At 58.5% G+C, this 11,390-nt stretch carries 8 protein-coding genes, 4 tRNA genes and 2 rRNA genes (1 of these 14 cut by a window edge); all 14 read left to right on the top strand.

Annotated elements, in window-relative coordinates:
- A 23S ribosomal RNA gene (locus tag FNZ07_RS31920) occupies positions 1–1,247 on the top strand; it begins 1,634 nt to the left of the window's first position.
- Between the two features lie 194 nt (positions 1,248–1,441).
- Positions 1,442–1,555: ribosomal RNA gene (gene rrf / locus FNZ07_RS31915) — 5S ribosomal RNA — on the top strand.
- A 147-nt stretch (positions 1,556–1,702) separates the two neighbouring features.
- Positions 1,703–1,788: transfer RNA gene (locus FNZ07_RS31910), tRNA-Tyr, on the top strand.
- A gap of 37 nt (positions 1,789–1,825) precedes the next feature.
- A tRNA-Gly gene (locus tag FNZ07_RS31905) sits at positions 1,826–1,899 on the top strand.
- A gap of 15 nt (positions 1,900–1,914) precedes the next feature.
- Positions 1,915–1,989, top strand: a tRNA-Thr gene (locus FNZ07_RS31900).
- A gap of 62 nt (positions 1,990–2,051) precedes the next feature.
- Positions 2,052–3,242 (top strand): elongation factor Tu, encoded by a 1,191-nt coding sequence (gene tuf, locus FNZ07_RS31895; RefSeq protein WP_091019580.1) that lies wholly within the window; start codon positions 2,052–2,054, stop codon positions 3,240–3,242.
- A 64-nt stretch (positions 3,243–3,306) separates the two neighbouring features.
- Positions 3,307–3,382: transfer RNA gene (locus tag FNZ07_RS31890), tRNA-Trp, on the top strand.
- A gap of 33 nt (positions 3,383–3,415) precedes the next feature.
- Entirely contained in the window at positions 3,416–3,796 is a 381-nt protein-coding gene (secE, locus tag FNZ07_RS31885) for a preprotein translocase subunit SecE (RefSeq protein WP_091019583.1), read from the top strand.
- A 1-nt stretch (position 3,797) separates the two neighbouring features.
- Positions 3,798–4,355 (top strand): transcription termination/antitermination protein NusG, encoded by a 558-nt coding sequence (nusG, locus tag FNZ07_RS31880; protein WP_027797944.1) that lies wholly within the window; start codon positions 3,798–3,800, stop codon positions 4,353–4,355.
- A 154-nt stretch (positions 4,356–4,509) separates the two neighbouring features.
- Positions 4,510–4,941, top strand: coding sequence for a 50S ribosomal protein L11 (gene rplK, locus FNZ07_RS31875; RefSeq protein WP_074262715.1), 432 nt, complete (start codon positions 4,510–4,512; stop codon positions 4,939–4,941).
- Complete coding sequence (gene rplA, locus FNZ07_RS31870) at positions 4,942–5,640, top strand: 50S ribosomal protein L1 (protein ID WP_091019585.1); 699 nt, start codon at positions 4,942–4,944, stop codon at positions 5,638–5,640.
- Between the two features lie 261 nt (positions 5,641–5,901).
- The gene (rplJ, locus tag FNZ07_RS31865; RefSeq protein ID WP_177228341.1) at positions 5,902–6,447 is read left to right on the top strand and encodes a 50S ribosomal protein L10; all 546 of its coding nucleotides are present in this window, start codon (positions 5,902–5,904) and stop codon (positions 6,445–6,447) included.
- 81 nt (positions 6,448–6,528) lie between these two features.
- Entirely contained in the window at positions 6,529–6,903 is a 375-nt protein-coding gene (gene rplL / locus FNZ07_RS31860; protein WP_091019589.1) for a 50S ribosomal protein L7/L12, read from the top strand.
- 370 nt (positions 6,904–7,273) lie between these two features.
- Positions 7,274–11,380, top strand: a complete 4,107-nt coding sequence (gene rpoB, locus FNZ07_RS31855; RefSeq protein ID WP_091019591.1) for a DNA-directed RNA polymerase subunit beta — start codon at positions 7,274–7,276, stop codon at positions 11,378–11,380.
- The last annotated feature ends 10 nt before the right edge of the window (positions 11,381–11,390 follow it).

The raw sequence follows: 11,390 nt of genomic DNA, 5'->3' as shown, positions 1-11,390 counted from the left end.
TTGAGAGAACTCGGGAGAAGGAACTCGGCAAATTGGTACCGTAACTTCGGGATAAGGTACGCCCCTGTAGCTTGACTGGCCTGCGCCAGGAGGGTGAAGGGGTTGCAATAAACTGGTGGCTGCGACTGTTTAATAAAAACACAGCACTCTGCAAACACGAAAGTGGACGTATAGGGTGTGACGCCTGCCCGGTGCCGGAAGATTAAATGATGGGGTGCAAGCTCTTGATTGAAGTCCCGGTAAACGGCGGCCGTAACTATAACGGTCCTAAGGTAGCGAAATTCCTTGTCGGGTAAGTTCCGACCTGCACGAATGGCGTAACGATGGCCACACTGTCTCCTCCCGAGACTCAGCGAAGTTGAAGTGTTTGTGATGATGCAATCTCCCCGCGGCTAGACGGAAAGACCCCATGAACCTTTACTGCAGCTTTGCATTGGACTTTGAACCGGTCTGTGTAGGATAGGTGGGAGGCTTTGAAGCGTGGACGCCAGTCTGCGTGGAGCCGTCCTTGAAATACCACCCTGGTTTGTTTGAGGTTCTAACCTTGGCCCGTTATCCGGGTCGGGGACAGTGCATGGCAGGCAGTTTGACTGGGGCGGTCTCCTCCCAAAGTGTAACGGAGGAGTACGAAGGTACGCTAGGTACGGTCGGAAATCGTGCTGATAGTGCAATGGCATAAGCGTGCTTAACTGCGAGACCGACAAGTCGAGCAGGTGCGAAAGCAGGTCATAGTGATCCGGTGGTTCTGTATGGAAGGGCCATCGCTCAACGGATAAAAGGTACTCTGGGGATAACAGGCTGATACCGCCCAAGAGTTCATATCGACGGCGGTGTTTGGCACCTCGATGTCGGCTCATCTCATCCTGGGGCTGTAGCCGGTCCCAAGGGTATGGCTGTTCGCCATTTAAAGAGGTACGTGAGCTGGGTTTAAAACGTCGTGAGACAGTTTGGTCCCTATCTGCCGTGGGCGCTGGATATTTGAAGGGGGCTGCTCCTAGTACGAGAGGACCGGAGTGGACGAACCTCTGGTGTACCGGTTGTCACGCCAGTGGCATCGCCGGGTAGCTATGTTCGGAAGAGATAACCGCTGAAAGCATCTAAGCGGGAAACTCGCCTTAAGATGAGATATCCCCGGGGCTTCGAGCCCCTTGAAGGGTCGTTCAAGACCAGGACGTTGATAGGTCAGGTGTGGAAGCGCAGTAATGCGTTAAGCTAACTGATACTAATTGCCCGTAAGGCTTGATCCTATAACAGGTGTGTTTTACGTCATGAGTTAGTGCTTCAGCACTTACTCAGGACCACCCCCGAACGGGGGCAAGACACCACCGGTTGAGATCAGTGTTGTGCACGATACGCACAACCCCAAACGAGAGGCTTCCTCTCAACTACTTCTTCCAGATTGGCTGTAGCGCCCTCAAAGGCGACACAGCAACAAGTCATGCCTGATGACCATAGCGTGTCGGTACCACCCCTTCCCATCCCGAACAGGACCGTGAAACGACTCCACGCCGATGATAGTGCGGATTGCCCGTGTGAAAGTAGGTAATCGTCAGGCTCCTCATGCTGTAACCCTCGCCCCCGCCAGCCATTTCGCTCGCGGGGGCTTGGCGTTTCTGGTGTATTAAGTGAGAGCTTCATGGTTTGGGAGCGGTAGCGCACTTGACAGCACGTTGTTGCTCCCCCATAATCATCAGTTCTCTTCGGAGGGGTGCCCGAGTGGCTAAAGGGGGCAGACTGTAAATCTGTTGGCTTACGCCTACGTTGGTTCGAATCCAACCTCCTCCACCAGAATGCAAGCGAAGTAGAGGGAATCGACAGGATCCTTGCGGGTGTAGCTCAATGGTAGAGCAGAAGCCTTCCAAGCTTATGACGAGGGTTCGATTCCCTTCACCCGCTCCAGTGTTGAGATGTAGCGCCCATGTGGCTCAGTGGTAGAGCACTCCCTTGGTAAGGGAGAGGTCGGCAGTTCGATCCTGCCCATGGGCACCAGCAAGTAGCTAGTGACTGTTTGCGCCTCGCGCAACGTACGGAAATCCTCTTAGGAGTCGGAAATGGCCAAGGGTAAGTTTGAGCGGACGAAGCCGCACGTGAACGTTGGCACGATCGGTCACGTTGACCACGGCAAGACCACGCTGACGGCAGCGATCACGACGGTGCTGACCGCGAAGTTCGGCGGCGAAGCGAAGGCGTACGACCAGATCGACGCAGCGCCGGAAGAAAAGGCGCGCGGTATCACGATCAACACGGCGCACGTGGAGTACGAAACGGCGAACCGCCACTACGCGCACGTTGACTGCCCGGGCCACGCTGACTATGTGAAGAACATGATCACGGGCGCAGCGCAGATGGACGGCGCAATCCTGGTGTGCTCGGCCGCTGACGGCCCGATGCCGCAAACGCGTGAGCACATCCTGCTGGCGCGTCAGGTCGGTGTGCCGTACATCATCGTGTTCCTGAACAAGTGCGACATGGTGGACGACGCCGAGCTGCTGGAGCTGGTGGAAATGGAAGTTCGCGAACTTCTGTCGAAGTACGACTTCCCGGGCGACGACACGCCGATCATCAAGGGTTCGGCCAAGCTGGCGCTGGAAGGCGACAAGGGCGAACTGGGTGAAGTGGCGATCATGAACCTGGCCGACGCACTGGACACGTACATCCCGACGCCGGAGCGCGCAGTGGACGGCGCATTCCTGATGCCGGTGGAAGACGTGTTCTCGATCTCGGGTCGCGGTACGGTGGTGACGGGCCGGGTTGAGCGCGGCGTGGTGAAGGTCGGCGAAGAAATCGAAATCGTCGGGATCAAGCCGACGGTGAAGACGACGTGCACGGGCGTGGAAATGTTCCGCAAGCTGCTCGACCAGGGTCAGGCGGGCGACAACGTGGGTATCCTGCTGCGCGGCACGAAGCGTGAAGACGTGGAGCGTGGCCAGGTGCTGGCCAAGCCGGGTTCGATCAACCCGCACACGCACTTCACGGCCGAAGTGTACGTGCTGAGCAAGGATGAAGGCGGCCGTCATACGCCGTTCTTCAACAACTACCGTCCGCAGTTCTACTTCCGTACGACGGACGTGACGGGCTCGATCGAGCTGCCGAAGGACAAGGAAATGGTGATGCCGGGCGACAACGTGACGATCACGGTGAAGCTGATCAACCCGATCGCCATGGAAGAAGGCCTGCGCTTCGCTATCCGCGAAGGTGGTCGTACCGTCGGCGCTGGTGTCGTTGCCAAGATCCTCGAGTAAGCCAGTTACTTCTCGTTGATCGGTTGTTTCGGGGTTGGCGATGTCGTCAACCCCAAAATGGTTTAGGGGTATAGCTCAACTGGCAGAGCGTCGGTCTCCAAAACCGAAGGTTGGGGGTTCGATTCCCTCTGCCCCTGCCAATCTCGCGCTAATGTGGCGCTCGTTAAGGTGTTATGGCGAATCCTTCCGTCGAAACTGTAAATACTTCTGGCGACAAGCTAACGCTGGCCGCAGGCGTATTGTTGGTCTTGGCCGGGTTCGTAGGGTTCTTCTGGCTTGGTAGCCAGGAGTGGTACGTCCGCGGTGCAGCCTTGGCAGTTGGTGTGATCGCGGGTGTGGCGGTCGGTCTTATCTCCGCGCCCGGCAAGGGTTTCATCGCGTTCGCCAAAGACTCGTACAAGGAAGTCCGCAAGGTCGTGTGGCCCACTCGTAAAGAGGCTACCCAGACGACCCTCGTGGTGTTTGCCTTCGTATTCGTCATGGCGATATTTCTCTGGATCAGCGACAAATCCATTGAATGGGCGATTTTCTCGGTGATTCTGGGTTGGAAATGACATGAGCGATACTCCGGCATCCCCGAGCGGCAAGCGTTGGTATGTGGTGCACGCCTACTCCGGCATGGAGAAGAGCGTGCAACGTGCGCTTCAGGAGCGCATCGATCGCGCTGGCATGCAGGACAAGTTTGGCCAGATCCTCGTGCCGACCGAAGAGGTGGTTGAGGTGAAGGGCGGTCACAAATCGGTGACCGAGCGTCGTTTCTTCCCGGGCTATGTGCTCGTGGAAATGGAAATGACGGACGAAACGTGGCACCTGGTGAAGAACACCGCAAAGGTGACCGGTTTTGTTGGTGGTGCGCGCAATCGTCCGAGCCCGATTTCCCCGCGGGAAGTCGAGAAGATCATGTCGCAGATGCAGGAAGGTGTGGAGAAGCCGCGCCCGAAGACCCTGTTCGAAGTCGGCGAGATGGTGCGCGTGAAGGACGGTCCGTTCACGGACTTCAACGGCAGCGTCGAGGAAGTGAACTACGAGAAGTCGCGTGTTCGCGTGTCCGTGACGATTTTCGGCCGTGCAACGCCGGTCGAGCTGGAATTCGGCCAGGTCGAGAAGTTGTAATCCAGATTTTTGCGGGGCGCGCCGTCTGGCGCGCCCCGGTTTTCGCGCTTACGGTCCGCGTAATGGCCGTTGAGGAGCGTCAGTAGTCGGTTTTTTCGATGAAAGCGCGTTACTACTCACCTGAACGCTAACGCGTTCCAACGAGGTTTTCAACATGGCAAAGAAAATCATCGGCTTTATCAAGCTGCAGATTCCTGCAGGTAAAGCCAACCCGTCGCCGCCGGTCGGTCCGGCACTGGGTCAGCGCGGTTTGAACATCATGGAGTTCTGCAAGGCGTTCAACGCGCAGACTCAAGCGATGGAACCCGGTCTGCCGATCCCGGTCGTGATTACCGCGTTTGCGGACAAGAGCTTCACGTTCGTCCTGAAGACGCCGCCGGCTACGGTTCTGATCAAGAAAGCAGCGAAGATCGACAAGGGTTCGGCCAAGCCGCACACCGACAAGGTCGGCAAGATCACGCGCGCTCAAGCTGAAGACATCGCGAAGGCCAAGATGCCGGATCTTACGGCAGCTGATCTCGACGCAGCGGTTCGTACGATCGCTGGTAGCGCCCGCTCGATGGGCATCACCGTGGAGGGCGTGTAAATGGCCAAGCTTTCTAAGCGTCTGCAAGCTTTCGCATCGAAGATCGATGCCCAGAAGCTCTACGCAATCGACGAAGCGCTGACGCTCGTCAAAGAGTGCGCGAACGCGAAATTCAACGAATCGATCGACGTTGCTGTGCAACTCGGCATCGATGCGAAGAAGTCGGACCAGGTCGTTCGCGGCTCGGTCGTGCTGCCTGCCGGTACCGGCAAGTCGGTGCGCGTCGCCGTGTTCGCTCAGGGCGAAAAGGCTGAACAAGCTCGTGCAGCCGGCGCGGAAATCGTCGGTATGGAAGACCTGGCTGAACAGGTCAAGGCCGGTAACCTGAACTTCGACGTCGTGATCGCTTCGCCGGACACGATGCGCGTGGTCGGTACGCTGGGTCAGATCCTCGGCCCGCGCGGTTTGATGCCGAATCCGAAGGTCGGTACCGTGACGCCGGACGTCGCAACCGCTGTGAAGAACGCCAAGGCTGGTCAGGTGCAGTTCCGTGTCGACAAGGCCGGGATCATCCACGCCACCATCGGTCGTGCTTCGTTCGAAGCAACGGCGCTGCGCAGCAACCTGAATGCTCTCGTCGAAGCGCTGCAAAAAGCGAAGCCGGCAACGAGCAAGGGTGTGTACCTGCGTAAGGTCGCGTTGTCGAGCACGATGGGTGTCGGCGTACGCGTCGACCAGGCATCGCTCACAGCACAGTAAAAGAACTGATCGCTTCGACGCGAGTCGAGGCGGTTTTTAAGGGCTTTGGGCGGTCGCGAGATGGCAGTGTGCATCGAACGACCGGTTGTCAAAGACCGTTGGCGGGAACGCAGCAGGCAGGTGTTCTCTTAATGCAAAGCCAACGCAGATGGCGAACCCGAAATGGTTTTGTAGTGCTGAAGCCGTTTGGTACCCGCAGCAATGCGGTTAGCAGGCGGTCGAAATGCTCCTGACTGGTCGGACGCCGTTGTTGAATGCGATATGCAAAGCATCCGCTGCGTGTATCGAATCTGGAGGTTAACCGTGCCACTCAACAAAGAAAGTAAGCAGGCCGTCGTCGCTGAGGTTGCCGCGCAAGTCGCGAAAGCCCAGACCGTCGTTCTGGCCGAATATCGTGGAATCGCGGTTGGCGATCTGACCAAGCTGCGCGCGAAAGCGCGCGAGCAACAGGTGTATCTGCGCGTGTTGAAAAACACGCTGGCGCGTCGCGCTGTTGAAGGTACCCCGTTTGCTCCGCTGGCTGAGCAGATGACCGGTCCTCTGATCTACGGCATCTCTGAAGATGCAATTGCTGCTGCGAAGGTCGTCAATGACTTTAGCAAGAGCAATGACAAGTTGATCATCAAGGCCGGTTCCTACGAAGGCAACGTGATGGACAAGGCGGGCGTGCAAGCGCTGGCTTCCATCCCGAGCCGCGAGGAACTGCTCTCCAAGCTGCTGTTCGTTATGCAGGCACCCGTCTCCGGCTTCGCGCGCGCTCTTGGCGCACTGGCCGCGAAGAAGGGCGAAGAAGCCGAAGCTGCCTGAATTTCAGGCAGTGCGTGACGCACATCGGTTGAGCGTAATCGATCGCTAGCTGTATCCGAATTCAATTTAGGAGTATTTCAAATGGCAATCGCAAAAGAAGACATCCTCGAAGCCGTAGGCTCGATGTCGGTTCTGGAACTGAACGAGCTGGTCAAGGCGTTCGAAGAAAAGTTTGGCGTGTCGGCAGCTGCTGTTGCAGTGGCAGGCCCGGCAGGCGGCGGCGCAGCAGCCGTTGCTGAAGAGCAAACCGAATTCACGGTCAACCTGACGGAAGTCGGCGCGAACAAGGTTTCGGTCATTAAGGCTGTTCGCGAACTGACGGGTCTCGGCCTGAAGGAAGCGAAGGACCTGGTCGACGGTGCACCGAAGCCTGTGAAGGAAGCGGTACCGAAGGCTGCAGCTGAAGAAGCCAAGAAGAAGCTGGAAGAAGCTGGCGCGAAGGCTGAAATCAAGTAAGTTTCAGCGTGCTGCGCGAAGGCTGGCGGTTTTCCACCGCCGGCCTTTTTGTGCTTTGTGGGGACTACGTTTTTGCAGGGTCGTATCGGCAATAACGGAGGCCCCAGAAGCCAAAGAGAATCGTCTTTCGGTAATGTCGACCGGCGTTTCTCTTTGTCTTCTGAAGCGACTGCAGAAGGCAAGTTTGGTCGGGCAGCGGGCAACATAGGCATCCGCTGCCGTCAGCCAGCGGTTGGTAGCGGCCAACCACCAAGCTTTTAGGCTCGTTCAGGCCATCGGACGGCCATCGGGTCTCAGTCGGTGAACACTCGGGTTGTCTCATCCAGGTATCCTGCCTCGACAACAATGCCCGCCGTGATTCGGAGATCGTATGCAATATTCCTTCACCGAGAAGAAGCGTATTCGCAAGAGCTTTGCGAAGCGCCCCATCGTTCACCAAGTACCTTTCCTGCTGGCTACCCAGCTTGAATCATTCAGCACGTTTCTGCAAGCAGACGTGGCTGCAACGCAGCGCAAGCCGGAAGGCCTGCAGGCTGCGTTTACGTCTGTTTTTCCAATCGTTTCGCACAACGGGTTCGCCCGTCTTGAGTTCGTCAGCTACATGCTGTCGTCGCCGGCATTCAACATCAAGGAATGCCAGCAGCGCGGCTTGACGTACTGTTCCGCCCTGCGTGCCAAGGTGCGCCTCGTGCTGCTCGATAAAGAGTCGCCGAGCAAGCCGGTCGTGAAGGAAGTGAAGGAACAAGAGGTGTACATGGGCGAAATTCCGCTCATGACGCCGACGGGTTCGTTCGTCATCAACGGCACGGAACGCGTGATCGTCTCGCAGCTGCACCGCTCGCCTGGTGTGTTCTTCGAACACGACAAGGGCAAGACGCACAGCTCGGGCAAGCTGCTGTTCTCAGCGCGGATTATTCCGTACCGCGGTTCGTGGCTCGACTTCGAATTCGACCCGAAGGACGTGCTGTACTTCCGTGTCGACCGTCGCCGCAAGATGCCGGTCACGATCCTGCTGAAGGCGATCGGCCTCACGCCGGAACAGATCCTCGCAAACTTCTTCGTGTTCGATAACTTCGCTCTGATGCCGGAAGGCGCACAGATGGAGTTCGTGCCGGAGCGTCTGCGCGGTGAAGTCGCGCGTTTCGACATTTCGGATCGCGACGGCAACGTGATTGTCCAGAAGGACAAGCGGATCAACGCGAAGCACATTCGCGACCTCGAAAACGCGAAGACCAAGTTCATCTCGGTTCCGGAAGACTACCTGCTCGGCCGCGTGCTGGCGAAGAACGTAGTCGACGGCGATACCGGCGAAGTGATTGCGAACGCGAACGACGAAATCACCGAAACCGTTCTCGAGAAGCTGCGCGAAGCGAAGATCAAGGACATCCAGACGCTCTACACGAACGATCTGGATCAAGGTCCGTACATCTCGTCGACGCTGCGTATCGACGAAACGGCCGACCGCATGGCAGCCCGCATCGCGATCTACCGCATGATGCGCCCGGGCGAACCGCCGACCGAAGAAGCGGTCGAGGCGTTGTTCAACCGTCTGTTCTATAGCGAAGATGCGTACGACCTGTCGAAGGTCGGCCGCATGAAGTTCAATCGCCGGGTCGGCCGCGACGAGATCGTCGGCCCGATGACGCTGCTGGACGACGACATCCTTGCGACGATCAAGATCCTCGTTGAGCTGCGTAACGGCAAGGGCGAAGTCGACGACATCGACCACCTGGGTAACCGTCGTGTGCGTTGCGTCGGCGAACTGGCGGAAAACCAGTTCCGCGCCGGTCTCGTGCGTGTCGAGCGCGCGGTGAAGGAACGCCTCGGCCAGGCCGAAAGCGAAAACCTGATGCCGCACGACCTGATCAACTCGAAGCCGATTTCGTCGGCGATTCGCGAGTTCTTCGGTTCGTCGCAGCTGTCGCAGTTCATGGACCAGACCAACCCGCTGTCGGAAATCACCCACAAGCGCCGCGTATCGGCACTTGGACCGGGCGGTCTGACGCGCGAGCGCGCTGGCTTTGAAGTCCGCGACGTGCACCCGACCCACTATGGCCGCGTGTGCCCGATTGAAACGCCGGAAGGTCCGAACATCGGCCTGATCAACTCGCTCGCACTGTACGCGCACCTGAACGAATACGGCTTCCTCGAAACGCCGTATCGCAAGGTTGTGGACAGCAAGGTGACGGATCAGATCGACTATCTGTCGGCGATCGAAGAAGGCCGTTACGTGATCGCTCAGGCGAACGCGGCGGTGGCGGCTGACGGCTCGCTGACCGACGAACTCGTATCGTCGCGTGAAGCGGGCGAAACGCTGATGGTCACGCCGGACCGCATCCAGTACATGGACGTGGCGCCGTCGCAGATCGTCTCGGTGGCCGCATCGCTGATTCCGTTCCTGGAACACGATGACGCGAACCGCGCATTGATGGGTTCGAACATGCAGCGTCAGGCTGTGCCGTGTCTGCGTCCTGAGAAGGCCGTGGTCGGTACGGGTATTGAGCGCACGGTGGCAGTCGACTCGGGTACGACGGTTCAGGCATTCCGCGGTGGCGTGGTCGATTACGTCGACGCAGGCCGTATGGTGATTCGCGTGAACGATGACGAAGCCGCTGCTGGCGACGTCGGCGTGGACATCTACAACCTGATCAAGTACACGCGTTCGAACCAGAACACGAACATCAACCAGCGCCCGATCGTGAAGGTCGGCGACATCGTGTCGCGTGGCGACGTGCTGGCTGACGGCGCATCGACCGATCTCGGCGAACTGGCTCTCGGCCAGAACATGCTGGTCGCGTTCATGCCGTGGAACGGCTACAACTTCGAAGATTCGATCTTGATCTCGGAGAAGGTGGTTGCCGACGATCGTTACACGTCGATCCACATCGAAGAACTGAACGTCGTGGCTCGCGACACGAAGCTCGGACCAGAAGAAATCACGCGCGACATTTCGAATCTCGCAGAAGTACAGCTTGGCCGTCTCGACGAGTCGGGCATCGTGTACATCGGCGCGGAAGTCGAAGCAGGCGACGTGCTGGTCGGTAAGGTGACGCCGAAGGGCGAAACCCAGCTGACGCCGGAAGAAAAGCTGCTGCGCGCGATCTTCGGTGAGAAGGCTTCGGACGTGAAGGATACGTCGCTGCGCGTGCCGTCGGGCATGAGCGGCACGGTCATCGACGTGCAGGTGTTCACGCGTGAAGGCATCCAGCGCGACAAGCGCGCGCAACAGATCATCGACGATGAACTGAAGCGCTATCGCCTCGACCTGAACGACCAGCTGCGTATCGTGGAAGGCGATGCATTCCAGCGTCTCGCACGGATGCTCGTCGGCAAGGTCGCGAACGGCGGTCCGAAGAAGCTCGCGAAGGGAACGAAGATCGAACAGGCTTACCTGGAAGATCTCGATCACTACCACTGGTTCGACATCCGCCTCGCGGACGAAGAAGCAGCGGCACAGCTCGAAGCGATCAAGGACTCGATCGAACAGAAGCGTCACCAGTTCGATCTGGCGTTCGAAGAAAAGCGCAAGAAGCTCACGCAAGGCGACGAACTGCCGCCGGGCGTGCTGAAGATGGTCAAGGTGTACCTCGCGGTGAAGCGCCGCCTGCAACCTGGCGACAAGATGGCCGGTCGTCACGGTAACAAGGGTGTCGTGTCGAAGATCGTGCCGATCGAAGACATGCCGTACATGGCCGATGGCCGTCCGGCCGACGTCGTGCTGAACCCGCTTGGCGTGCCGTCGCGGATGAACGTCGGGCAGGTGCTCGAAGTGCATCTGGGCTGGGCTGCGAAGGGTCTCGGCTGGCGGATTGGCGAAATGCTGCAGCGTCAGGCGAAGATTGCCGAACTGCGCGAATTCCTGACCAAGATCTACAACGAGTCGGGCCGCGCGGAAGAGATCGATACGTTCACGGACGAAGAAATCGTCGAACTCGCGAAGAACCTGCGTGAAGGCGTGCCGTTCGCAACACCGGTGTTCGACGGTGCGACGGAAGAGGAAATGTCGGGCATGTTGAACCTGGCATTCCCGGACGACATCGCGCAGAACCTCGGCATGACGAAGTCGAAGAACCAGGTGCGTCTGTATGACGGCCGCACGGGTGAGGCATTCGAGCGATCGGTAACGGTCGGCTACATGCACTACCTGAAGCTGCACCACTTGGTCGACGACAAGATGCACGCACGTTCGACTGGCCCGTACTCGCTCGTGACGCAGCAACCTCTGGGCGGCAAGGCGCAGTTCGGTGGTCAGCGCTTCGGTGAAATGGAAGTGTGGGCGCTCGAAGCGTACGGCGCATCGTACGTGCTGCAGGAAATGCTGACGGTGAAGTCGGATGACGTGACAGGCCGGACCAAGGTGTATGAGAACCTGGTCAAGGGCGATCACGTGATCGATGCAGGCATGCCGGAATCCTTCAACGTGCTGGTGAAGGAAATCCGCTCGCTCGGTATCGACATCGACCTCGACCGCAACTAATCGGACTACG

The organism is Paraburkholderia megapolitana (genome assembly GCF_007556815.1).
Taxonomy (GTDB): Bacteria; Pseudomonadota; Gammaproteobacteria; order Burkholderiales; family Burkholderiaceae; genus Paraburkholderia; species Paraburkholderia megapolitana.
The sequence above is the reverse complement of the archived record's forward strand: the minus strand, read 5'-3'. Positions and strand labels throughout refer to the sequence as shown.